Annotated in this window: 18 protein-coding genes and 1 pseudogene; 11 read left to right on the top strand and 8 right to left on the bottom strand. The window is 46.0% G+C overall.

What is annotated here, in order from left to right; all coding sequences use genetic code 11:
- Positions 1–2: 2 nt before the first annotated feature.
- Positions 3–2,318, bottom strand: a complete 2,316-nt coding sequence (gene nirB / locus AC4CV5_RS19335; RefSeq protein ID WP_222143516.1) for a nitrite reductase large subunit NirB — start codon at positions 2,316–2,318, stop codon at positions 3–5.
- 179 nt (positions 2,319–2,497) lie between these two features.
- Between nirB and AC4CV5_RS19340 the strand changes: the two genes are divergently transcribed.
- The 5 genes from AC4CV5_RS19340 (at position 2,498) to zinU (ending at position 7,801) form a co-directional block, all read left to right on the top strand.
- A complete protein-coding gene (locus AC4CV5_RS19340) occupies positions 2,498–3,703 on the top strand; it encodes an MFS transporter (protein ID WP_490923643.1) in 1,206 nt (401 codons plus the stop codon).
- A gap of 115 nt (positions 3,704–3,818) precedes the next feature.
- On the top strand, positions 3,819–4,733 hold the full coding sequence (gene folE2, locus AC4CV5_RS19345) for a GTP cyclohydrolase FolE2 (protein ID WP_222143518.1): 915 nt from the start codon (positions 3,819–3,821) through the stop codon (positions 4,731–4,733).
- On the top strand, positions 4,730–5,314 hold the full coding sequence (locus AC4CV5_RS19350; RefSeq protein ID WP_490923644.1) for a L,D-transpeptidase: 585 nt from the start codon (positions 4,730–4,732) through the stop codon (positions 5,312–5,314). The genes folE2 and AC4CV5_RS19350 overlap by 4 nt, the downstream gene beginning before the upstream one ends.
- A gap of 84 nt (positions 5,315–5,398) precedes the next feature.
- A complete protein-coding gene (locus tag AC4CV5_RS19355) occupies positions 5,399–6,571 on the top strand; it encodes an NAD(P)-binding domain-containing protein (protein ID WP_490923646.1) in 1,173 nt (390 codons plus the stop codon).
- A 36-nt stretch (positions 6,572–6,607) separates the two neighbouring features.
- Positions 6,608–7,801 (top strand): zinc metallochaperone ZinU, encoded by a 1,194-nt coding sequence (gene zinU, locus AC4CV5_RS19360; protein ID WP_490923647.1) that lies wholly within the window; start codon positions 6,608–6,610, stop codon positions 7,799–7,801.
- A 48-nt stretch (positions 7,802–7,849) separates the two neighbouring features.
- Here zinU and AC4CV5_RS19365 read toward each other — a convergent pair whose 3' ends face one another.
- Together AC4CV5_RS19365 and AC4CV5_RS19370 are read right to left on the bottom strand one after the other, a co-directional pair.
- Positions 7,850–8,530: an amino acid ABC transporter permease gene (locus AC4CV5_RS19365; RefSeq protein WP_166854332.1), complete on the bottom strand. Its 681-nt coding sequence runs from the start codon at positions 8,528–8,530 to the stop codon at positions 7,850–7,852.
- Between the two features lie 9 nt (positions 8,531–8,539).
- The gene (locus AC4CV5_RS19370; RefSeq protein WP_373924026.1) at positions 8,540–9,403 is read right to left on the bottom strand and encodes a transporter substrate-binding domain-containing protein; all 864 of its coding nucleotides are present in this window, start codon (positions 9,401–9,403) and stop codon (positions 8,540–8,542) included.
- 288 nt (positions 9,404–9,691) lie between these two features.
- Here AC4CV5_RS19370 and AC4CV5_RS19375 point away from each other — a divergent pair.
- From AC4CV5_RS19375 to bglC, 4 genes and pseudogenes are all read left to right on the top strand, one after another.
- Positions 9,692–9,777 (top strand): annotated as a pseudogene (locus AC4CV5_RS19375) (hypothetical protein); the annotation flags it as partial.
- Positions 9,778–9,811: 34 nt separating this feature from the next.
- Positions 9,812–10,249, top strand: coding sequence for an RDD family protein (locus tag AC4CV5_RS19380; protein WP_166854330.1), 438 nt, complete (start codon positions 9,812–9,814; stop codon positions 10,247–10,249).
- Positions 10,250–10,349: 100 nt separating this feature from the next.
- Entirely contained in the window at positions 10,350–10,682 is a 333-nt protein-coding gene (locus tag AC4CV5_RS19385) for a YckD family protein (RefSeq protein WP_490923649.1), read from the top strand.
- 161 nt (positions 10,683–10,843) lie between these two features.
- Complete coding sequence (bglC, locus tag AC4CV5_RS19390) at positions 10,844–12,277, top strand: 6-phospho-beta-glucosidase (protein ID WP_490923651.1); 1,434 nt, start codon at positions 10,844–10,846, stop codon at positions 12,275–12,277.
- A gap of 35 nt (positions 12,278–12,312) precedes the next feature.
- On the opposite strand, the gene nin is transcribed toward bglC, so the two are convergent.
- The 5 genes from nin to hxlA all read right to left on the bottom strand — a co-directional run bounded on the left by nin (position 12,313) and on the right by hxlA (position 16,390).
- Positions 12,313–12,711, bottom strand: a complete 399-nt coding sequence (gene nin, locus AC4CV5_RS19395) for a DNA-entry nuclease inhibitor (RefSeq protein WP_222143522.1) — start codon at positions 12,709–12,711, stop codon at positions 12,313–12,315.
- A gap of 26 nt (positions 12,712–12,737) precedes the next feature.
- A complete protein-coding gene (gene nucA, locus AC4CV5_RS19400) occupies positions 12,738–13,187 on the bottom strand; it encodes a DNA-entry nuclease (protein WP_136975843.1) in 450 nt (149 codons plus the stop codon).
- Between the two features lie 172 nt (positions 13,188–13,359).
- Complete coding sequence (gene tlpC, locus AC4CV5_RS19405) at positions 13,360–15,084, bottom strand: methyl-accepting chemotaxis protein TlpC (protein WP_222143655.1); 1,725 nt, start codon at positions 15,082–15,084, stop codon at positions 13,360–13,362.
- Between the two features lie 111 nt (positions 15,085–15,195).
- The gene (hxlB, locus tag AC4CV5_RS19410; RefSeq protein WP_326222766.1) at positions 15,196–15,753 is read right to left on the bottom strand and encodes a 6-phospho-3-hexuloisomerase; all 558 of its coding nucleotides are present in this window, start codon (positions 15,751–15,753) and stop codon (positions 15,196–15,198) included.
- A gap of 4 nt (positions 15,754–15,757) precedes the next feature.
- Positions 15,758–16,390 (bottom strand): 3-hexulose-6-phosphate synthase, encoded by a 633-nt coding sequence (hxlA, locus tag AC4CV5_RS19415; RefSeq protein ID WP_166854323.1) that lies wholly within the window; start codon positions 16,388–16,390, stop codon positions 15,758–15,760.
- Between the two features lie 231 nt (positions 16,391–16,621).
- Here hxlA and hxlR point away from each other — a divergent pair, with 231 nt between their 5' ends.
- Together hxlR and srfAA are read left to right on the top strand one after the other, a co-directional pair.
- Complete coding sequence (gene hxlR / locus AC4CV5_RS19420; RefSeq protein ID WP_019713283.1) at positions 16,622–16,984, top strand: transcriptional activator HxlR; 363 nt, start codon at positions 16,622–16,624, stop codon at positions 16,982–16,984.
- A 575-nt stretch (positions 16,985–17,559) separates the two neighbouring features.
- A partial coding sequence (gene srfAA, locus AC4CV5_RS19425) for a surfactin non-ribosomal peptide synthetase SrfAA (protein ID WP_490923653.1) occupies positions 17,560–25,871 on the top strand: 8,312 nt, incomplete at its 3' end.

The raw sequence follows: 25,871 nt of genomic DNA on the forward strand, positions 1-25,871 counted from the left end.
ACTCATCCTTTCTTATGTGCGCCAGCCTGTATAGGCGGGTTTTGAATCAGTGAAAAGTCTGTTTGGAGGCTTTCCAGCAGATGTGTCCTAAGGTCCTCTTCAAATAGCACTTCTCTGATATGAACGATCCCGAGACGGTCTATCCACTGATGAACGGATTCTAAGTAATGAGCTGTTTCACGATAATACTGGATTAGTCCTTTGATCATGTCGGCTGTGCTGTCTGCGTTGTCTGTCACGCAAAACAGGGCTCCGGAACGGGCATGAGTTCCCCGGACGCCGCCGATGTAAATGTCCCAGCCGGCTTGCGTCTGAATCGCGCCGAAATCTTGTATGGCGGCATCGGTGCAGTCTGTTTCACATGATAAGCTGATAGAAATATAAGCGGGCATGGAAAGCATCTCAAGATGTCTCTCGATCTGGGCTGCCAGCTGTTGAATCGATCGGTTTTGTCCGCATGTACATGCATTGACACTTTGCAGCGTGCGGCGGTGTTCGTTTGAACAAACGGGCATTTTCAGTTCTTTTTTAATGTTCGGGAGATCCTCGGGTCTGATCCCGGAAAGCTTCAGTCTTTGGCCGTGAGTGATGGATACATCAGGGATGTTGTATGCCTCGATGATATTGGCAATGTTTCTTAGCTGCTCCGCGTTTGTGCATCCACCGTACATTTGCGGAATGAGGATACAAGAATCTTCCGTGGGTAATTCAAGCTGAACAAAACCGGGCTGCAGCATTTCCAGGTAGTATTGAATCGCCGGACCACATTTGGGACATCCATTTTTCGTTTTCCAGCCAAGCTGGCTCATCGCTTCTTCCAGACTAGAGAATGGCTTGCGCTGAAGCTCGGCAATGATGTCGTCTTCTGTAAAATCAGTGCAGCCGCAAAACGAAGGTGTGCCACCGGGCTCTGTATATTCGCTGCTGGTCATGTACCTCAAAAGGTCTTCAACTAGCGGCTTGCATCCTCCGCAGGAGCCGGATGCTTTGGTGCAGTGCTTGATTTCCTCAACAGTTGTTAAGCCTTTCGTGTGCATTGCGTTTTCAATCGCACCTTTAGTCACTGAGTTGCATTGGCAAATTGTTTCACTGGAGGGCATGGATTCAAATAAAGTGCTGGCTTTCTCCGGTTCGATGATCTGCCTTTTGACAATAGAGATGTCTCTTTGTTTGAGCAGGCTGTCGAGAAATCGCTGCTTGTCACGTGTGTCTCCGAATAAAATAACGCCGGCCAATTTGTCATCCTCAAAGAGTGCTTTTTTATAAATGCCTGTTTGTTCATCGTAGATTTTGATGCTCGTCGTGCATTCATCTTCGTGAACCTTTCCGGCTGACCACACATCAATTCCAGCTATTTTTAAAGCTGCGGATGGTGCTGCCCCTTGATACCCCTCACATGGAACACCGCAAATATGTTTGGCGAGAGCTTTTCCCTGTTCATACAGCGGGGCCGCCAAACCATACACCGTTCCGTTATGCTCGGCGCATTCGCCGACGGCATACACATTTGGTTCGCTTGTCTGCATATAGTCATTCACGATGAACCCGCGGTTTACTGCGATTCCGGCTGACACAGCCAATTGAATATTCGGCCTTACGCCAGCCGCCATCACAATCAAGTCTGCTTTCAATGAAGAGCCGTCTTTAAAGCAAATGCCATCTGCCCGCGAGGTGCCGGAAATGGATACGGTGTCTTTCTCCAAAAGAAAGGTTAAGCCTTTCCGCTCCAGCTCCGTCTGCAGCAGCCGCGACGCCATTTGATCGAGCTGTTTTTGCATGATGCCGGCGGAGTGATGAATGACGCTGACATCCATGCCGAGGTGCTGTAAACCGACTGCGGCTTCCAGTCCTAATAATCCGGCTCCGATTACCGCTGCCTTTTGATAGTGTTCGGCCATGCTCATCAACGCCTGGCAGTCTTCTATTGTTCGAAATCCATAGACGCCTTCTTTGTCTGCCCCGGGGATGGGGAGAATATGAGGGGAGGAGCCTGTTGCCACAATCAATTTGTCATAAGACAGGGTGCGTTTCCGATCCGTGATGACCCGCTGCTGATCTGTATCAATTTGAATAACCGTTTCACCCGTATAAAGGATGATCCCATGCTTGTCGTACCAATCCTTGCTGTTCAGTGTAATGTCATCGAGTGACGCTTCACCCTGTAATACAGAGGATAAGAGAATGCGATTATAGTTGGGATGCGGTTCGCTTCCGAAAATGACAATCTCGAACCTTTGGCGATTTAGCTTTAATACTTCTTCAATACAGCGGATTCCGGCCATTCCGTTCCCTGCTAACACCAGTCTTTGTTTCTTCATGTACCAGACCTCCTTTAATGCAGCATGTAAGTTTTCTCTTATTAAAAATTATGTCACAATGCTTTGTTAACGCATTAAACGTGTCACAAAAGCTTACACATCTCTTTTCCAGAAAAAAATGGTCATATATCCTTGATTCAGAAAATTTAAAATAATTGAGGGCGAGAAGGGAGAATCTTATGAAGCTGTCGGAACTGAAAACTAGCGGTCATCCACTCACATTGCTCTGTTCCTTTTTATACTTTGATGTGAGCTTTATGATATGGGTTATGCTTGGGGCGTTGGGTGTTTATATTTCTCAGGATTTTGGCCTGTCTCCTTTTGAAAAAGGGCTTGTGGTGGCTGTGCCGATTTTATCAGGATCTGTGTTTCGTATCATTTTAGGTATTTTAACGGACAGAATCGGACCGAAAAAAACGGCAGTGATCGGGATGCTGGTGACAATGATTCCGCTATTGTGGGGGACATTTGGCGGCCGTTCGCTGCCTGAGCTGTATGCCATCGGGATTCTGCTTGGCGTGGCGGGGGCAAGCTTTGCTGTTGCGCTGCCTATGGCAAGCCGATGGTATCCGCCTCATTTGCAGGGGCTTGCGATGGGGATCGCCGGCGCAGGGAACAGCGGCACTTTGTTTGCAACCCTGTTTGGCCCGCGTCTTGCAGAGCTGTTCGGCTGGCATATTGTCATGGGAATTGCGCTCATTCCTTTATTGATCGTCTTTGTTCTTTTTGTATCCATGGCAAAGGATTCTCCTGCACAGCCTGCGCCGCAGCCGCTCAAAAACTATCTGCATGTGTTCAGGCAAAAGGAAACATGGTTTTTCTGCCTGCTGTACAGCGTCACATTCGGAGGGTTTGTCGGGCTATCAAGCTTTTTATCAATTTTCTTTGTGGATCAATACCAGCTTTCAAAAATTCACGCGGGCGATTTCGTTACATTATGTGTGGCGGCGGGGAGCTTTTTCAGGCCTGTCGGGGGCTTGATTTCGGACCGTGTCGGCGGCACGAAAGTTCTTTCTGTACTGTTTGTTATTGTGGCCCTGTGTATGGCCGGGGTCAGCAGCCTGCCGTCTCTCTCGATGGTCATCGTTCTATTGTTTGTCGGGATGATGGGGCTTGGAATGGGCAACGGAGCCGTATTCCAGCTCGTCCCGCAACGCTTCCGCAAAGAAATCGGCATGGTGACGGGAATCGTCGGCGCGGCCGGCGGCATAGGAGGTTTTTTCCTGCCGAATATCTTAGGATCGCTAAAACAGATGACAGGCACATATGCTATCGGATTTATCACGTTTTCCTGTATCGCGCTGCTGGCGTTTGCGCTCGTGCTCGCCGCAGGCTATTACTGGAGAAAAAGCTGGAGCGCGGAAAGCAGCCCCGCTGATGTTTAGGCTTTGACGGACACGCATTTGAGCGTGTCTTTTTTATTTTCTCTTGATTTTATTCGGTGAAGCGATCAAAATAAATAGTAATTATTACGATTTGTTAACGAGAGGAGTTTTCTGATTGAATCAACACACGCTGCTTCTGGGAAAACCGGAACGTCTTCAATACTTTGGGTCGGTCAGTCCGATAAAAGGCGAGAAACCTGTAGAAAAAGAGAAAATGAAGGATCTGCAAAATATCAGGAAGGATTATTTTTTTGACATTCAGCATGTAGGTGTCGCTAATGTATCCCATCCGGTCACAATCACTTCTGCTATGACGCCTGCTGAGCAAACAACGGCTGCAAAATTTACAATGACTTGTGATTTGCGGAGAAATCAGAAGGGGATTAACATGAGCCGGTTAACAGAGCTTCTGCAAGTCTATCATCAAAACGGCTGGATTCTCTCATTTTCCTCACTTCAGCAATTTACGAAAGAGCTAGCGGAAAACATGGACCAGTCCTCAGCTTCAGTCGAAGTGCGGTTTCCATGGTTTTTCGAACGGAAAAGTCCGAAGCTTGAGAAAGCGGGTCTGATGCATGCTGACATATTGATGTCTGTCACCTATCACGAAGATCAGCCGTTTGAACAGCGTGCCGGCATCTCAGCGAAAGTAACGACTTTGTGCCCCTGTTCCAAGGAAATCAGTGAATACAGTGCCCATAATCAGAGGGGAACGGTCAGCATTTGGGCTGATATTCATCCGGCCGCATCGATGCCAAGCGATTTTAAAGCCGATTTGCTTCACACCGCAGAATCAAATGCCTCTGCGAAACTGCATCCGGTGCTGAAGCGCCCTGATGAAAAAGCCGTGACGGAAATGGCATATGAAAACCCGAGATTTGTTGAGGATCTCACCCGGCTGATTGCCGCGGATTTATATGAGCTTGAATGGGTACAAGCCTTTGAGATTGAATGCCGTAATGAAGAATCGATCCATCTCCACGATGCCTATGCGAAGCTGAGTTTTTCGAAACAGGTGGATAGAATATGAAACTCTCATTATTCATTGTTGCAGTTCTTTTGTCGGCCTGCCTGCTGTCAGCATGTTCTTTTCATGCCGAAGAACACGCAAGCTCTGATACGAAGAAAACGGACGAGCCCATAACGGCTGCCCGAAAACCAGAAAAAACAAGCATTGATTGGACAATGCATTCAGGCGGTGAATACCCGGATATCAAGCAGAAACATGTCTGGATTGAGGTGGACGTGAACGAACAGAAGGCTTACATCAAAGAAGGAAGCAAAACCATCTATACAATGATCGTCTCGTCAGGACTTGATCAAACAAAGGACGACGCTACGCCAAAAGGCACCTTTCATATAGAGCCTGAACGGGGAGAATGGTTTTTCTCTGAAGGATATCAGGAAGGCGCGGAATATTGGGTCTCATGGAAAAATCATGGCGAGTTTTTATTTCACAGTGTGCCAATGACAAAGGATAAAAAAGTCATCGAAAAAGAAGCAGATAAACTAGGAACGAAAGCATCTCATGGATGTATCAGGCTGACCATCCCGGATGCGAAATGGATATATGAACATATCCCTGACCATACAAAAATTGTGATCAGCTGAATGGAAAAAGCGGTTGACAAATAGGAAAAAAGAACATACGATTTAAATCGTAACAATTACGTTTTATAGAGAGGAGATTCTCCCATGTATAAATGGCTGATCATTGGCGGCGGCATCCAAGGCACAACCTTGGCTGTGCATCTGGTGAAAAGCGGAAAGGCATCGATTGAGGATCTTGCTGTCATTGACCCCCATGAACGGCCTCTTGAATGCTGGAAACGAAACACAAGCCGCATTCGGATGAAATACTTGCGCTCTCCATCGGTTCATCACGTGGACACAGAGCCGTTCAGCCTGCAAATGTATGCGGATAAAAGCCAATGGCCTGAAGTGTTCTTCGGAAGATATAAGAGGCCCTCGCTGTTGCTCTTCAATCAGCACTGCGAGACTGTGCTGGATGAGATACATATTGAGCAAGCATGGAATACAGGCACGGTGACAAATTTGAGAAGGACAAACGGGTTGTGGGAAGCGGAGACAGATGCCGCTGGAACACTCACAGGTGAACGAGTGGTTTTAGCCATGAGTTTTTCTCATCAGCCTTCTTGGCCGGAGTGGGCAAAACCATTTCAGAATGACGGCATTTATCATGTGTTTGATAGAGATGTGCATGATGTAGGGAATGAAAGTGTGCAAATGGCAGTTGTAGGCGGGGGGATAACGGCGGCTCATTACGCCATAAAACTCGCAGATGATGGGCATGATGTGACGATGCTGGTGAGGCATAAGTTCCGGATCTATGACTTCGATAGTGATCCAGGCTGGCTAGGTCCGAAATATATGAAAGCATTCAGTAAAACGTCTGACTATCAAAAGAGAAGGCAATGGATTACAAGCGCCAGACATCGTGGCTCTTTTCCAAAGGACATTTCAAGAACACTTGCTGTCTATAAGGAGGAGGGCAGAATAAAAGTCATTCAGGATGACATTGATTCTTGCCAAAAAACAGATAACGGCAAGTTACAGATACTCGGTAAAACCAGCGAATCGCCATACGAATACGAGCGTATCGCATTGGCAACAGGTTTTACCTCGGACATCAGCCGGTTCGAGTGGGTACAGAGAGCAGCACAAGCGGAACAATTGCCTTATGCAAACTGCGGTTTTCCGATTGTCGGCAAGGATTTGCAATGGGGAAAAGGCTTATATGTGATGGGAGCCTTTGCTGAATTAGAAATCGGGCCGACAGCGAGAAATATTTCCGGAGCACGAAAAGCTGCTTACACCATTGAGCATACGGCGAAGCACACAAGTTAAATCGTAATGATTCTATTTTATAAGGAGGACATTTATATGAAAAAAATTCCGGTTACCGTATTGAGCGGTTATCTTGGCGCGGGTAAAACAACATTGCTGAACAGCATTCTGCAAAATCGTGAAGGCCTAAAAATAGCAGTCATCGTTAACGATATGAGTGAGGTGAACATTGACGCGGGCTTAGTTAAGCAGGAAGGAGGCCTTTCCAGAACAGATGAAAAGCTTGTGGAAATGTCAAACGGCTGCATTTGCTGCACGCTTCGCGAAGACTTATTAATTGAAGTTGAGAAGCTGGCAAAAGACGGACGGTTTGACTATATCGTGATTGAATCAACGGGAATCAGCGAGCCGATTCCGGTGGCCCAGACTTTTTCTTATATTGATGAAGAAATGGGAATCGACCTTACAAAGTTCTGTCAGCTGGATACGATGGTGACAGTGGTCGATGCCAACCGTTTTTGGCATGATTATCAGTCAGGCGATAGCCTTCTGGACCGTAAGGAAGCACTGGGGGAAGGGGATGAAAGAGAAATTGCCGACCTCTTGATCGATCAAGTCGAGTTTTGCGATGTTCTGATCTTAAATAAATGTGATTTGGTCAGCGAACAAGAGCTCAAACAGCTTGAGAAAGTTCTTCGTATACTGCAGCCAAGAGCCAAATTCATTCGTTCTGTCAAAGGAAATGTAAAACCTCAGGATATCTTGAATACAGGATTATTTAACTTTGAGGAGGCGAGCGGATCGGCCGGCTGGATTCAAGAGCTGACGGCGGGCCATGCGGAACATACCCCGGAAACAGAAGAATACGGCATTTCTTCATTTGTGTATAAGAGACGTTTGCCGTTTCATTCTACACGGTTTTATCACTGGATGGATCAAATGCCAAAGAACGTGGTTCGCGCCAAAGGAATCGTCTGGTGCGCCTCGCATAACAACCTCGCTTTGCTAATGTCACAAGCAGGGCCGTCGGTTACGATTGAGCCTGTATCCTATTGGGTGGCGGCGCTGCCTAAGCTTGAGCAGGAGCAAGTCAAACAGCAGGAACCCGAAATTTTGGAGGACTGGGATCCAGAATTCGGCGACCGCCTGACACAGCTGGTGTTTATCGGGACAGACTTGGATGAAGAAGCAATCACGAAAGAGCTTGATCAATGCCTGCTGACTGAGTATGAATTTGATTCCGACTGGTCGCTGTTTGAGGATCCGTTTAAGTGGAAGCTGAGTCAATAGAAAAAAAGCCGTCTCCTGCGGAGCGGCTTTTTTTAATGAAACGTTTGTTTAAACATAATGAGCGTATTTTTTCTCAAGGATATTCTGAAAAGCCGCGGCAATTGAGCAAATGGCCCAATAAATGAGAGCGGTCAGAATATACATGGTCATGTAATCAAACTCTCTGCCTCCGATGATTTTCGCATGCTGGAGCAATTCCGGCACTGTAATCATTGCAGCGAGAGAGGAGGCTTTGATTAAGTCGAGCAATACATTGGCAAGCGGAGGCAGCGCAATACGGATCGACTGCGGCAAAATGATGCCCCTCATCGTCTGCCAATAGGAAAGGCCGAGCGAGGATGCGGCTTCCCACTGTCCTTTTTCAACGGATGAAATGGCTGAACGGTTAATTTCCGCAATGTAGGCGGCGCTGTTAATGCTAAAGCCGATTAAAGCGGCTGTGACAGCGGAAAATTCAATGCCGATATAAGGAAATCCGAAATAAAGGATAAACAAGATCACCAAAATCGGAACGCCACGCATAAATGAAATATAGAGCTTCGCCGGCCATCTTAACAAGGCAAGCTGAGACATTCTGGCGAGTGATATGAAAAGGCCGATTACCGTTCCCGCAAACATGCTCACAAAAGAGATGAGCAGCGTATACCCAATGCCTCTTATGACATAAGGAAACGATTCAATGGCCAGCTTTGTGTTGAAAATATATTCCCACTGAATGCTATTGATCATGGCGTCCGATTACAAATCAACGTTCTGAACGTCGACATCCAGTTTTTTTGATACATCTGCTTTATTGAAGAATTGTTTCGACAGCTTAGTCAAAGTGCCATCCTTGCTCATCTCTTTCAATGTTTCGTTCATCTTTTTCTGAAGTGCTGCATTGCTTTTTTTCATGACAAGCGCCTGTTTGTTCGGCATGTACTTGATGTCAGGATGGATCGTAATGTTAAGATCCGGGAATGCTGCGAGCGCAAGTGTCTGCAGGTAATAGTCGTTTAAAATGACATCAGTGCGTCCGTTGGCGACATCTTTTAAATACTGCTCGTTGGTCGCATTATCATAAATCACTTCTTTGGCGCCGTATTTTCTCGCAACATCCATGTAAACTGTCGTTGCCGCGCCAGCCGCTTTCTTCCCTTTTAAATCCTTTAGCGTTTTAATCCCTGATAAATCGTCTTTTCGGACGATTGCTGTGCCGTATGAATATTTATATGGAGTGGAAAATGCGAACTTCTTCTCGCGGTCCTTTGTCACATCGATGTCATTTGCGGCTGCGTCAACCTGGCCGCTGTTCACCGCTGTCAGCATCCCGTCAATGCCCATCTCCTTGAACTCAACCTTCAGCCCCAGGCGTTTTGCCGCTTCACGAACGACTTCAACCTCATAGCCTGTCAGCTTATCGGAACCAGAATCGGTATCGTGGTAAGAAGTAGGATAAAGCGTGCCGGATGTAGCGACAACGATTTTCCCTTTGTCTTTGATCTGCTCCCAGCCTGTATCCTTGGAACCGGCTTCATTTTTGCCGGAACAGGCTGCCAATATAAGAAAGAAAGCCATTGTAAAACTGAAAATAACGGCTTTGGATTGCATGAATGATTTCACCTTTGTTTCCCCCAATCTGTTAATCAACTAAAAAGATAGCATTGAACATAAGGGGTTGCAATATGTTGATGACGTTTTCAAAAAGTTCGAATTGTGTATACAAAAGCGAGAGGGCGTGTAAAAGCAGCTATGAAGGGAAGGAGTGATCATAAAGGAGTTGTCTAAGGATGAAAGCAGTGACATAACAAGGAAAAGAGCATGTTGAGCTCATCCCAGATTCAGGCTTCCATTATCCATACCCGCATCAATGGGCCGGGACCCGCCATTCATCTCATGCCAATAAGTTGCATGAAATCGATCTTCCGCATAAATTAAGTCTTGCTGATGCCCCTAAGGCATATGATATATTCGATAAGAAAGAAGTTGGAAACATCAAAATCATATTGAAAAGACATATGGGGGAGTCAAATGAATATTTACAAACCAGCTGGATTCTGGATTAGACTAGGAGCTTCATTGCTGGATTACATTATTGTCTCGGTGCCTCTTTTGCTGATCTATTGGCTGATTACAGGAAAAGACCCGAACGACAGCATGTTCATCAGTCTGATTGTTCTGCTGTACTCTATGTTGCTGCCGGCGTTTTGGAACGGCTACCTTATCGGAAAAAGAATCTGCGGTATCAGAATCGTAAAAAAAGACGGATCACAGGTCAGCCTGTTAACGATGTTTTTGCGGGTTATTGTTGCCGGCCTGGTTTACACTTTAACCTTCGGACTCGGCTTAATCGCCAGCCTGATTCTGATCGGCGTACGAGAAGACAAACGGACACTGCATGATTTAATCGCGGGAACGTATGTCACTTACGCGGCACCGGGGAAAGAAGAACTTTATACTGATGAATAAATCAGAAAGAGCGAATAATGATTCGCTCTTTTTATTTTGTATGCATAAAAAATACAATGCGGCAAAATATATGAAAAATAGGATTGGAGGAATAAATTGGATGAAACGAATAAAAATCAATATCATCACAATGTTCATAGCCGCGGCTGTCATTTCTCTGACCGGCACAGCTGAAGCCGCTGAAAAACAGCAGCAGCCCCCTGCAAATGTCACACTGACAGATCAGCAGAAAAAAGAAATTGAACAGCTCGAAGCAGACATACTAAAAAAGCGCAAAGACGTGATCTCAAAGTATGTGCAATACGGTGTCCTGCCTAAAGAAAGAGGAGAACACATCAAAAATCACATTGACAAACACTTTGAAATGATGAAACAAAACGGCTTTGTTCCAAAGCCTCATCCTCACCCGCATAAGTTTGAAAAAAGACATTAAGACGGTAAGCATCCAATGGGAATTGGGTGCTTTTGCATTTTTTTGCAGACAGGAAATAGAAAGTATTGAACTGTCTGTTCCGCGATTAATATCGAGTTGATATGAAACGCGTTTCATAACCTATGATAGGTTTATCAAATATCTCAGGAGTGATAAACACTATGATCCACCAGCATCCAGAATCTTTTCCGAAACATTTTTTGTGGGGCTCTGCTTCGGCAGCGTACCAGATTGAAGGTGCTTGGAACGAAGATAACAAAGGCCCTTCTGTATGGGACGTATTTACGAAAATACCGGGCAAAACGTTTAAAGGAACCAATGGCGATATTGCGGTTGACCATTATCACCGTTATAAAGAAGATGTCGCTTTGATGGCTGAGATGGGCTTAAAAGCTTATCGATTTTCCGTCAGCTGGCCGCGGATTTTTCCAAATGGAAAAGGAGAGATCAATGAAGCAGGCTTAGCGTTTTACGATAACTTGATTGACGAGTTGCTTGCTCATAACATCGAGCCGGTTCTGACTTTATATCACTGGGATTTGCCTCAGGCGCTTATGGACGAATATGGCGGTTTTGAATCAAGAAACATCATAGAGGATTTTAATAACTACTGTATTACTCTTTATAAACGTTTTGGAGACAGAGTGAAATATTGGGTTACGTTAAACGAACAGAACTACAATTTTAATCACGGTTTTATTACAGCCATGCACCCGCCTGGAGTGAAAGACAGAAAACGATTTTACGAAGCAAACCATATTGCGTTCCTTGCTAATGCGAAAGCCATTGATTCTTTTAGGGAATATGTGCCTGAAGGCAAAATTGGTCCAAGCTTTGCTTATTCTCCGGCTTACCCTTTATCCAGCCATCCAGTGGATATGCTGGCATTTGAAAACGCTGAAGAATTTATGAATAATTGGTGGCTGGACATGTATTGCTGGGGAACCTACCCGCAAATTCCTTTCCGCTATTTAGAAAAACAAGGCTGGGCGCCGACAATTAAAGCAGGAGATATGGAGCTGCTTGCAAAAGGGAAGCCAGATTTTGTAGGTGTCAATTATTATCAGACGATCACCTATGAACGAAATCCGCTTGATGGTGTGTCGGAAGGGAAAATGAATACGACAGGCCAAAAGGGGACCAACCAGGAAACAGGGATACCCGGAGTGTTTAAAACGAAAAAAAATCCGCACCTGACAACGAGCAACTGGGATTGGACAATTGATCCAATCGGATTGCGTATCGGTCTTCGCCGAATTACAAGCCGCTATCAGCTTCCAGTGTTTATCACAGAGAACGGTTTGGGTGAGTTTGATAAAGTTGAGGACGGCACTGTACAGGATGATTATCGAATTGATTATTTGCGTTCGCATCTTGAGCAATGCAGACAAGCCATCAGCGACGGTGTCGATTTAATCGGCTATTGCAGCTGGTCATTTACTGATCTGTTAAGCTGGCTGAATGGCTACCAAAAAAGATACGGATTCGTTTATGTTAATCGCGATGAAGAAAATACACATGATTTAAAACGTTTAAAGAAAAAAAGCTTTTATTGGTATCAGGATGTGATCAAGACGAACGGAGAAAGTTTATAAAGAGCCCCTGAGAGTATTCTCTCAGGGCTTTTTCATTACACAGATACAGCATCAATAATATAAGTGTCGGCATGAAAATCTGACATCTCAGCCGGCACAGTCCAGCATGTCAATTGATAGTCTCCTTTAGGGAGATCAAAGGACAGTCTTTTAGACATAATGCTTTCAATTTCAATTCCGTTATCTGTGACATGAAAAGGAACAGTCACTTTCTTTTCGTAGGAGTTTACAGTTTCTGAACTGTTCAGGCGCAAAAGAATAAAGGCCTTTGTATTTCTCTGTGCTTCAAACGAAACCGCTCCGTCACCCGCAGCGAATCCTTTTTCGATCGCTTCGTCAGTCCAATCCATAACAGGAGGTGCAGAATCCTTTTGAAATACAGTAAATTGATGATATGAAATCGACAGTTCTTGCGGCTTCCAAGACTTGATCAATGTGCTGTTCCTCCTCTTTTAACTGTTTACTGAATCGTGAATAAAACCTTTGTGCCGTCTGGATAATCGGTAAGCTGATGCCCGACCCAAGAGCCTGCACCGCGGTTGTCAGCGGGAGAAATATATTCTACTGAAGCTCCCTCTCCGCCTTCTTTGCACATGGCCATTGGCCATTCATCTCTGTCATACCCCGTTTTTGGCGGTACGTCTTTTAATGATTGCTCGCGGCGTTCTTCAGCTCCGTCTCTGTCGATGGTGCACACATCTGAGTGTCCCTCATTTATCGCATCCTTAATATGTTTGGCCGTTTCGGGATAACGGTCAGAAGGGAGGGCGATTGTTTCGTCATATTCTTCAGTTTGAGACGTTTTTTGATCAGCTGAGAAAAAGTCTCCCTTTATCAGGCCGACAGCTGCAGCTGCTATGACGACGATGACGAGAAGTATCGTTTTGATGATATCCATCGTGATGTTCACCTCCCGCTTTTAGCAACTTTAAACTGATCCAAGAGTAATTCAGAAAGCGTTTGGTGTAAAGGTTGGAATTTTTAGTTTTACACTCAGTTTATTGCCGAAATCGTAATTTTAGCAGGTCGAAATATTTGTTTTCAGTAAAATACCTTTGCCAATTTACAATAATGATAGCAAGTCATCGGCCGTTTTCGGGTTGATCAATCATTTTAAATTGGCTTATGATACCGGTAAGCTCCTCAGCTAGTTGAGATAGCGTTTCAGAAGCTGCAGTAATCTCTTCCATTGCAGCAAATTGCTCTTCTGTTAAAGCTGCAGCCTGCCGGGTATTTTCTGTAGAATCTTTAATATCAGCCGTATTGGCTGCAAAGGAGTCGTTTATGTTATGTGCACTGGCTGAAATATTTGATACAGATGCTGATAGATCACTGATCTCAGTGCTGATTTCACCTGTTGCGGCTGCAATTTCCTTAAATGCATCTTTTGTGCGCTGGATCATGGCCACACCTTCTGCAGCCTCTGTCTTCACATGCTCAACAGATCTTGCAGATTGGTTCATATCATTTTGGATTTCTGTGATCAGTTTTGAAATCTGCCCCGCAGACTGTTGGGACTCTTCTGCTAATTTACGTACTTCATCGGCAACAACAGCAAAGCCCTTGCCATGTTCACCGGCTCTGGCAGCTTCAATCGCTGCATTCAGTGCGAGCAGGTTTGTTTGATCGGCAATTTGGGTGATGACGGATAAAATTTGCTCAATTTGTTTAGAGCGGCCGTCCAACTGGTGTATGATTTCTCCGCTTTTCTGGATCGAATCGTGAATCGCATTCATTTGTGCCTGTACATTTGAAATTTCCTTTTGTCCAATGTCGGCTTTTGATTGCGCAAGCTGTCCTTTGTCAGCAATAGCAGCCGTATTTGAAGAAATATCCCGGATGTCTGCTGAAGCTTGTTTTAATGAACTTTCACTGTTTTCAATTCGGGTGATCTGATGCTGGGCTCCATTTGCAATCTGCTGTACAGCTTCTGTAATTTTTTCTGAAGCTTGATTTGTTTCTTCCGCTCCGGCTGAGAGCTGCTGAGAGGCTGACGCAAGCTGAAGGGCTGATTGCTGTACGGTCTGGATGGTATCGTTCAGTTTCATTCTCATCTTATTGTAATAAACGCTGAGTTCTGATAGCTCGTCACCAGATTTATCTGACACCTCTATTGTCATATCTCCGTTTCCGGCACTCTCAAAGGCGTATTTTAAAGCGTTCAGCCGCTTATTGATTCTTCTGGTGAAAAGCAGGACAAGGATGACTGATGCAATAATGACGATAACAAGAACGATAGCGAATTGAGTGAAAAGTGATTGCGTAAGTGATGCTAAAATGCTTTGATTGGCTCCGGTATACAGCATGCCGATGATGTTCCCGTTTTGATCTTTTAAAGGCATGTATGCCGTCTGATAAGAAGAGCCCGCCACGTCTGCTTGCCCGTTGAATGGTTTTCCGTTTTTTAAAACAGTGTTAGTAACTTCAGAAGAAGCCTGAGTGCCAACAGCTCTTTCGCCATTCTTCATGACATTGGTTGCTACACGAGTATCTCCTTGGAAAATGGTAACGGTATCACCTGTTTTTTCGCCAAGCAGATCAACGATATCTTCATTTCCATTGATTTGTGTTTGGCCTTTATAAAGCTTATTGTTTTTTACCTGCCAGTCCCCTGAAATGACATCATCAATATAAGCACTGCTTAAAGCCAGATCGCCTTTCGCTTTTTCAGTCGCCATTTGTTTCATGCTGTCTGTAATTTCCTTAAGCATCACAGTGCCTACTGATATCGAAAACAAAAGAACAATTACGAAAACCAGGCAGAGAATTTTTGTTCCTAGCTTAAGCTTTAGTTGTTTTATCACAATAATTCCTCCTTTTTATAATTTGTAGGTCATATTACTTATCGGGTTTTTGAGTTTAAAGTTTTATTTTAGAAATAATAAAACCGGCCTGATCTCCAGGCCGGTTGTGTGAAACTATTCAAGATTTGCGTGGTGGGTGAACATGGTTTTAGAATCGAGCCCTTGTTTCTCCATGAGTTTTAAAATTACTGCATCATAGAACAGCAGCAACGTTTGCTCAAATAAAGAACCCATTGGCTGTATAGTTTTATAGCTTCCGTTTGACTGGTCCTTAGGAGAACCCGGCATTTTGACGATGAGATCGGCTTGTTTTCCGATGCTTGATTCAGGATTGATGGTTAACGCGGCAACAACCCCGTCTAAGCTTTTTGCTTTTGCTGCTGTATGGATCAGGCTCTTTGTCTCGCCTGATCCAGAACCGATAATGACGAGATCTCCTTCGCGGAGCGGCGGAGTGAGAATCTCACCGACAACATGAGCGTTGAAGCCCATGTGCATCAATCTCATCGCGAAGGATTTTGCCATCAGGCCAGAACGCCCCGCACCCGCAGTGAAAATTTGATTGGATGAAATAATGTGATCGGCAAGCTGATCAGCTTCTTCATCAGAAATGTAAGCCGCTGAACGGTGTAACTCATTGAGAATTTCCGTTACGTATTCAGTCGTTTTCATAACGTTATCCTTGGGCAATAAGCTGTTTCATTTTTGAAGCAGTTTCCGCTTTATCTGTTGCGCTTGTAATGCCGCCCCCAACAATAATAAGGTCAGGCTTTTGTTTGATCACTTCTGGCAGTGTATCAAGTTTGATGCCACCCGCAATTGCGGTTTTTGCGTTTTTTACGGCATTTTTAATTGTCGTTAATTCTTCGAAAGAGTTTTTACCCTCTGCCTGAAGATCATATCCAGTATGGACGCAGATGTAATCAACACCGAGTGCGTCAATTTCTTTCGCACGGGATTCAATATCTTTCACGTTAATCATGTCCACTAAGATTTTCTTCTTCTGTTTTTTGGCTTCTTCTACTGCGCCTTTAATTGTTGCATCGTCTGTAGCGCCTAAAACGGTGATGATGTCAGCGCCTGCTTCCGACGCTTTCATGATTTCGTATCCGCCGGCATCCATGATTTTCAGGTCTGCTAGAACCTTCAATTGCGGAAATGTTTCTTTTATTTCTTTAACGGCTCTGAGGCCTTCATTAATGACAACCGGTGTTCCGATCTCAACCACGTCGATGTATTGTTCCACTTCTTTGACGAGTTCAATGGCTTCCGGGATGTTTACGAGGTCTAATGCAAGCTGTAATTCCAAAGTTAATCCACTCCCTTTTTCGAATTATTTTTCATTCTATAGGTTCCCTCTTTTGATGAGAAGTAGGCACTTTGAAGTCAACTAGTTACTTGGAGGATACTGTGAGGAGAGGCAATCAGATTTCTTTCGCTTGGTTTTATGAGTGAGTATAATAAAAAGGAGTCTGCAAAAAAGTAAGTAAGTGATGATACGTATCTAACATATAAAAAGTATACTAAGGGGGGATTTCTTTTGAGCCGGATGGACGACAAAAGGTTTAATTGTGAGAAGGAGTTAACGCTTGCAGTGATCGGCGGGAAATGGAAAATGCTCATTTTGTGGCATTTAGGAAAAGAAGGCACAAAACGGTTCAATGAATTAAAAACTTTGATTCCTGATATTACGCAGAAAATCCTCGTGAATCAGCTGAGAGAGCTTGAGCAGGACATGATTGTTCACAGAGAAGTGTATCCGGTTGTCCCGCCGAAGGTTGAATATTCCTTGACCCCGCAAGGAGAAAGCCTCATGCCTATTCTTGATGCCATGTATGAGTGGGGGAAGGGCTATATGGAATTGATTGATATCGACAAAAATGTCATAAAGGAATCGTTGTAAGGCGCTCTTCGCAAGGGTGTCTTTTTTTTGCTTGTTTTTCGGTTTTTGCGCGGTAAATAGATGTCATGTAAAGATTGTAAATGATTTTCAACAATAAAGGAGAATAAACAGAAAGGTCTGCTTTGAAAATTTTTATTTTTCTGTAAATAATGTTTAGTGGAAATTATTGCGGCATCCCGCAAAAATATCCCAGTAAATAAACTGGAATCTTTCGGCATCCCGCATGAAACTTTTCACCCATTTTTCGGTGATAAAAACATTTTTTTCATTTAAAGTGAACGGTAGTAATGTAAAAAAATATTGAAAACAATGAATAAATAGCCAAAATTGTTTCCTGTTGGGATGTGGGATCTTGCGGTCTTTATCCACTTGTGTTAAACGCCGCAATGATGATGATGGCAGCCCGTTTTGATAGCGTCAATCTGTTTTTTGTTTGGGATGCATTGCTTTTTAAGTGTAGTACTTTGGGCTTTTTCGACTTTTAGTTCATAAGGATTAAAAGCTTATATGGATAAGAAAGGGAAATACGCTGCGCATGTTCACTGCTTATTGAAGATTAGGGGAGGTATGACAATATGGAAATAACATTTTACCCTTTAACGGATGCACAAAAACGAATTTGGTATACAGAAAAATTTTATCCTCATACAAGTATTTCGAATCTTGCGGGGATTGGTAAGCTGGTTTCAACTGATAAGGTTGACTGGATGCTTGTTGAGCAGGCAATTCAAGAGTTTATCCGCAGAAATGACGCCATGCGCCTTCGTTTGCGGCTTGATGAAAACGGGGAGCCTGCTCAATATATAAGCGAGTATCGGCCTGTTGACATAAAACATACTGACACCACTGGTGATCCAAATGCGATGGAGTCTATTTCACAATGGAGCCGGGAGCAAACGAAAAAGCCTTTACCGCTGTACGATTGTAACTTGTTTCGTTTTACCATGTTCACCATAAAGGAAAATGAAGTGTGGTTTTACGCGAATATTCATCACGTGATTTCTGATGGAATTTCTATGAATATTCTCGGAAATGCGATTATGCACATTTATTTAGAATTATCCGGCGGTTCAGAAACAAAAGAAGGAATCTCGCATTCATTTATAGATCATGTTTTATCTGAACAGGACTATGCTCAATCGAAGCGGTTTGAAAAGGATAGGGCGTTTTGGAACAAGCAATTCGAATCGGTGCCAGAACTGGTTTCCCTGAAACGGAATACTTCGGCAGGAGGAAGTTTAGAGGCTGAGAGGTTTTCTAAAGATGTGCCTGAAGCGCTTCATCAGCAGATCCTATCGTTTTGTGAGGCAAACAAGGTCAGTGTTCTTGCGGTGTTTCAATCGGTGCTTGCCGCCTATTTGTACAGAGTCAGCGGCCAGAATGATGTCGTGACGGGAACCTTTATGGGCAACCGGACAAATGCGAAAGAGAAGCAGATGTTTGGCATGTTTGTTTCGACAGTTCCGCTTCGGACAAACGTAGACGGCGGCCAGTCGTTTTTAGATTTTGTAAAAGACCGGATGAAGGATCTTATGAAGACGCTTCGTCACCAAAAGTATCCGTATAACCTACTGATCAACGATTTGCGTGAAACAAAGAGCTCTCTGACCAAGCTGTTTACGGTTTCTCTTGAATATCAGGTGATGCAGTGGCAGAAAGAAGAGGATCTTGCGCTTTTGACTGAGCCGATTTTCAGCGGAAGCGGATTAAATGATGTCTCAATTCATGTAAAGGATCGATGGGATACTGGGAAACTCACCATTGATTTTGATTACCGAACTGATTTATTTTCACGTGAAGAAATCAAAATTGTTTGTGAACGCATGATTACGATGCTGGAGAACGCGTTATCGCATCCAGAAGATGCAATTGATGAATTAACGCTGATTTCTGAAGCAGAGAAAGAGAAGCTGCTTGCGAGGGCCGGCGGTGAATCTGTCAGCTATCGTAAGGATATGACGATTCCAGAGCTGTTCCAAGAACAGGCTGAGCTGCTTTCTGATCATCCAGCGGTTGTGTTTGAAGATTATACATTGTCCTATCGAACGCTGCATGAACAATCTGCACGCATCGCCAATGTGCTGAAAAAGAAAGGGGTTGGCCCGGACAGTCCTGTCGCGGTTCTGATTGAACGCTCTGAACGGATGATTACATCTATCATGGGGATTTTAAAAGCCGGCGGAGCCTATGTGCCGATTGATCCCGCTTTTCCAGCTGAGCGCATTCAATATATTTTGGAGGACTGCGGCGCGGACTTCATCCTGACTGAATCGAAGGTGGCGTCTCCTGCAGCCGATGCTGAGCTGATTGATTTTGATCAGGCGATTGCGGAAGGTGCAGATGATAGCCTGAATGCAGATGTGAACGCACGGAACCTTGCCTACATTATTTACACATCGGGAACAACCGGACGTCCGAAAGGTGTAATGATCGAGCATCGCCAGGTTCATCACTTGGTTGAATCTTTGCAGCAGACGATTTACCAAAGCGGCAGCCAAACACTGCGGATGGCATTGCTTGCACCGTTCCACTTTGATGCGTCAGTGAAGCAGATTTTCGCGTCGCTTCTTTTGGGACAAACCCTTTATATCGTACCTAAGAAAACAGTGACAAACGGCTCTGCCCTTGCGGCATATTATCGCAGGCACAGCATTGAAGCGACGGATGGAACACCTGCCCATCTGCAAATGCTGATCGCCGCGGGCGATTTTGAAGGCCTCAAGCTGAAGCATATGCTGATCGGAGGAGAGGGCCTATCGTCTGTTGTTGCGGACAAGCTGCTGAAGCTATTTAAAGAAGCAGGCACAGCGCCGCGCTTGACTAATGTATACGGGCCGACTGAAACGTGTGTTGACGCGTCCGTTCATCCGGTTATCCCAGAGAGTGCTGTTCAATCAGCCTATGTGCCAATCGGGAAAGCACTGGGGAATAACCGCTTATATATTTTGGATCAAAAAGGCAGGCTGCAGCCGGAAGGCGTGGCTGGCGAGCTTTATATCGCGGGCGACGGTGTTGGCCGAGGCTATTTGCATTTGCCTGAATTGACGGCTGAGAAGTTTTTGCAAGATCCATTCGTGCCAGGCGATCGCATGTACCGGACCGGAGACGTGGTGCGCTGGCTGCCAGATGGAACAATCGAATATTTAGGCAGAGAGGATGACCAGGTCAAAGTCCGCGGTTACCGGATTGAGCTTGGGGAAATTGAAGCCGTGATTCAGCAGGCGCCAGACGTTGCGAAAGCCGTTGTCTTGGCACGTCCTGACGAACAAGGAAATCTAGAGGTTTGCGCATATATTGTGCAGAAGACTGGCAGCGAATTTGCTCCGGCCAGTCTGCGGGAGCATGCGGCCAGACAGCTTCCTGACTATATGGTGCCGGCTTACTTTACAGAAGTGACAGAAATTCCGCTTACGCCAAGCGGTAAAGTGGACCGCCGCAAGCTGTTTGCACTAGAGGTGAAGGCATTCAGCGGAACGGCCTATACGGCGCCTCGCAATGATACGGAAAAAACAATCGCAGCCATTTGGCAGGACGTTCTGAATGTTGAGAAGGCGGGGATCTTTGACAATTTCTTTGAAACGGGCGGACATTCATTGAAGGCTATGACGCTTTTAACAAAGATTCATAAGGAAACAGGCGCTGACATTCCGCTTCAATATTTATTCGAGCATCCGACGATTGCGGCTCTTGCGGAGGAAGCCAAAGACAGAGAAAGCCGGGAATTTGCAGCGATTGAACCTGCTGAAAAACAGGAGCATTACCCGCTATCCTTGGCACAGCAGCGAACATATATCGTCAGCCAGTTCGAGGATGCGGGTGTTGGATACAACATGCCGGCGGCAGCGATTTTGGAAGGGCCTTTAGAGAAACAAAAGCTGGAGCACGCATTCCAAGGGTTAATCCAACGCCACGAGTCTTTGAGAACGTCATTTGTTCTTGAAAACAGCACGCCGAGACAGAAAATTCATGGCAGCGTCGATTTCAACATCGAGATGATTGAAAGAGGCGGCCGATCCGATGAGGCAATCATGACTTCATTTGTCCGGAGGTTTGATTTGGCGAAAGCGCCGCTGTTCAGAATCGGTTTGATGGAACTTGAAGAGAACCGTCATATGCTTCTGTTTGACATGCATCATTTGATTTCTGACGGTGTGTCCATTGGCATTATTTTGGAGGAGTTAGCTCGGATATACAAAGGTGAACAGCTTCCTGAGCTTCGTCTTCAGTATAAGGATTACGCGGTTTGGCAAAGCGGTCAGGCTGCTGAAGGGTACCAGAAGGACCGAGCGTATTGGAAGGAAGTCTTTGCGGGCGAGCTTCCGGTGCTTCAGCTTCTATCCGATTATCCGAGACCGCCTGTTCAAAGTTTTGAAGGAGATCGGGTGTCAATCAAGCTGGATGCGGGATTAAAGGATCGCTTACATCGTTTGGCTGAACAAAATGGCGCGACTCTATATATGGTGATGCTGTCTGCTTACTATACGCTTTTATCAAAGTATACGGGACAGGATGACATCATTGTCGGAACGCCATCAGCGGGCAGAAACCACTCCGATACAGAGGGCATTGTCGGAATGTTCGTCAATACGCTCGCAATTCGCAGTGAAGTGAAGCAGGATGAGACGTTTACCCGTTTCATCATGCGTGTCCGCAAACAGGTGCTGGATGCCTTTTCTCATCAGGACTATCCGTTTGAGTGGCTTGTTGAAGACTTAAACATTCCGCGTGATGTAAGCAGACATCCGCTGTTTGACACGATGTTCAGTCTTCAAAATGCGACAGAGGGTATTCCAGCTGTCGGTGATCTGGCCTTGTCTGTTCATGAGACCAACTTCAAGATTGCCAAGTTTGATTTGACGATGCAGGCGAGAGAAACCGACGAAGGCATTGAGCTTGATTTGGACTACAGCACGAAGCTGTTTAAACAAAGCACGGCTGACAGGCTGCTCAACCATTTTGCACGTTTGCTTGAAGATGCTGTGGCTGAGCCTGAGAAACAGATTTCTGACTACAAGCTTCTTTCTGAAGAGGAGGCTGCTTGGCAAATCCGGCAGTTTAATCCGGGAAGAACACCTTATCCGAAAGACAAAACGATTGTTCAGCTGTTTGAAGAGCAAGCGGCGAAAACGCCAGACCAACCTGCACTTCAATATGAAGGCGAATCACTCACTTATCGTGAGCTGAATGAACGGGCCAATCGTCTAGCGCGCGGCATTCTTTCTCTCGGGGCAGGCGAAGGCAGAACAGCGGCTGTTTTATGCGAGCGTTCAATGGACATGATTGTGTCAATCCTCGCAGTTTTAAAAGCTGGCTCGGCCTATGTCCCGATTGATCCGGAACATCCGATTCAGCGGATGCAGCATTTCTTCCGTGATAGCGGAGCGAAGGTGCTTCTTACTCAGAAAAAATTAAAGGCTTTAGCAGAAAAAGCGGAATTCGACGGCGTTATCGTGCTTGCAGATGAGGAAGAAAGCTATCATGCCGATGCGCAAAATCTCGCACTGCCTCTTCATTCAGCGGCGATGGCCAACCTGACGTATACTTCCGGAACGACAGGAACACCAAAGGGAAATATCGTGACACATGCCAATATTCTGCGCACGGTGAAGGAAACGAATTATCTCAGCATTACTGAACAGGATACGATTCTCGGACTTTCCAATTACGTGTTTGACGCGTTTATGTTTGATATGTTCGGCTCTTTGTTAAACGGTGCCAAACTTGTATTGATACCGAAAGAAACAGTATTGGATATGGCTCGTCTGTCTCGCGTTATTGAGCGGGAGAACATCAGCATTCTTATGATTACTACTGCTTTGTTCCACCTGCTTGTGGACTTGAATCCGGCGTGCTTGTCAACACTGCGCAAGATTATGTTTGGCGGGGAGAGGGCTTCGGTTGAGCATGTAAGAAAAGCTTTGCAAACGGTTGGGAAAGGCAAGCTGCTTCACATGTACGGGCCATCTGAAAGCACGGTTTTCGCAACGTATCATCCGGTTGATGAATTGGAGGAGCACACGCTGTCTGTGCCGATTGGAAAACCGGTCAGCAATACGGAAGTATACATTCTTGACCGGGCGGGACACGTGCAGCCTGCCGGGATCGCCGGGGAGCTTTGCGTCAGCGGCGAAGGACTCGTGAAAGGCTATTACAATCGTCCGGAACTGACTGAGGAGAAATTCGTTCCGCATCCATTTATATCCGGCGAACGCATGTATAAAACGGGTGACCTCGCCAGATGGCTGCCGAATGGCGACATCGAATTTATCGGGCGGATCGACCATCAAGTGAAAATCCGCGGACAGCGCATCGAGCTTGGAGAAATCGAACATCAGCTGCAAACCCACGACCGTGTTCAGGAGAGTGTTGTGCTTGCTGTTGATCAAGGAGCGGGAGACAAGCTGCTCTGTGCGTACTTTGTCGGAGAGGGAGAAATCTCATCTCAAGAGCTGAGAGAATATGCAGCGAAGGACCTGCCAGCTTACATGGTTCCTGCGGTGTTTATTCAAATGGACGAACTGCCGCTGACCGGGAACGGAAAAATCGACCGGAGAGCGCTGCCGCTTCCTGATGCCAGCGTCTCAAGAGGTGTTTCATATGTTGCGCCTCGCAATGAAATGGAACAAAAACTCGCAAACATTTGGGCACAGGTGCTTCAGGTTCAACAGGTCGGCGTTTATGACCACTTCTTTGACATCGGCGGACATTCATTAGCAGGCATGAAGATGCTTGCCTTAGTTCATCAGGAACTGGGTGTTGAGCTGTCACTTAAAGATCTCTTCCAGTCACCTACGGTTGAAGGCTTAGCGCAGGTGATGGCCTCTGCTGAAAAAGGGACAGCCATCAGCATCAGCCCGGCAAAGAAACAAGATACGTATCCTGTCTCTTCACCACAAAAACGGATGTATGTGCTTCAGCAGCTTGAAGGAGCGCAAACGAGCTATAACATGCCGGCGGTGCTGCGCCTTACAGGTGAGCTTGATGTTGAAAGGCTTAACAGCGTCATGCAGCAGTTAATGCAGCGTCATGAAGCCTTTAGAACCACGTTTGAAATAAAAGATGGAGAAACGGTGCAGCGGATTTGGGAAGAAGCTGAGTGTGAGATGGCATATTACGAAGCCGCAGAAGGAGAGACAGAGCGGATCGTTTCTGAGTTTATCAAGCCTTTCAGAATCGATCGGCTTCCGCTGTTCAGAATGGGGCTGATCAAGCATTCAGACACTGAGCATGTGCTGCTCTTCGATATGCATCATATTATTTCTGACGGTGCGTCAGTCGGTGTGCTGATTGAGGAGCTTTCGAAGCTGTATGACGGAGAAACCCTTGAGCCGCTCCGTATCCAGTATAAGGATTATGCCGTGTGGCAGCAGCAGTTCATTCAGTCTGAGCTTTATAAGAAGCAAGAGGAGCATTGGCTGAAGGAGCTGGAAGGAGAGCTGCCGGTGCTGACGCTTCCGACTGACTATAGCCGGCCTGTGGTTCAAACATTTGAGGGAGACCGTATTGCATTTTCATTAGAAGCAGGCAAAGCTGATGCTCTGCGCAGACTTGGAAAAGAAACGGATTCCACACTGTACATGGTGCTTCTGGCTTCATACAGTGCGTTTTTATCGAAACTGAGCGGACAAGACGATATCATTGTCGGTTCACCAGTAGCCGGACGATCTCAAGCAGACGTCAGCCGCGTCATCGGAATGTTCGTCAATACACTGGCGCTGCGCACGTATCCGAGGGGTGAAAAGACGTTTGCTGACTATCTTAGCGAAGTGAAAAATACGGCACTCAGCGCTTTTGATGCGCAGGATTACCCGCTTGAGGACCTGATCGGGAACGTACAGGCTCAGCGTGACACGAGCAGAAACCCGTTGTTCGATGCCGTATTTTCAATGCAAAATGCGAATATCAAGAATCTAACAATGAAAGGGACTCAGCTGGAGCCGCATCCGTTTGAACGGAAAACGGCCAAGTTTGACATCACGCTGACGGCTGACGAAACAGACGGAGGGCTTACGTTCGTACTTGAATACAATACAGCGCTGTTTAAACCTGAAACAATTGAACGGTGGAAGCAATACTGGATGCAGCTTCTAGATGCAGTCACCGGCAATCCGAACCAGCCGCTTTCCAGCCTGTCACTCGTCACTGAACCAGAAAAACAAACGCTTCTAGATGCATGGAAAGGCAAAACGCTGCCTGTGCCGACAGACAAGACCATTCATCAGCTATTCGAAGAGACTGCCCAGCGCCACAAAGACCGCCCGGCTGTCACATTCAACGGACAATCATGGACGTACGGCGAGCTGAATGCCAAGGCGAACCGTCTCGCCCGGATTCTGATCGACTGCGGCATCAGCGTGGATGAGCGCGTCGGCGTTCTCACGAAGCCGTCGCTGGAAATGTCCGCCGCGGTGCTCGGTGTCTTAAAGGCGGGAGCGGCGTTTGTGCCGATTGATCCTGACTATCCGGATCAGCGGATTGACTATATTTTACAAGACAGCGGCGCGAAGCTTCTCTTGAAACAGGAAGGCATTTCAGTGCCGGCCAGCTATACAGGAGACGTCATCCTTCTCGATGGGGATCGCACGATTCTGAGCCTGCCGCTTGATGAGAACGATGAGGAAAATCCAGAGACGGATGCAAACGCGGAGAACCTCGCGTACATGATTTACACGTCTGGAACGACCGGACAGCCGAAGGGTGTCATGGTTGAGCACCATGCGCTTGTGAACCTCTGCTTCTGGCACCACGATGCGTTCAGTATGACAGCGGAGGACCGCAGTGCGAAGTACGCGGGCTTTGGATTCGACGCTTCCATTTGGGAGATGTTCCCGACCTGGACGATCGGCGCTGAGCTTCACGTCATTGATGAAGCGATCCGCCTCGATAT

The organism is Bacillus sp. NS1, from assembly GCF_058248265.1.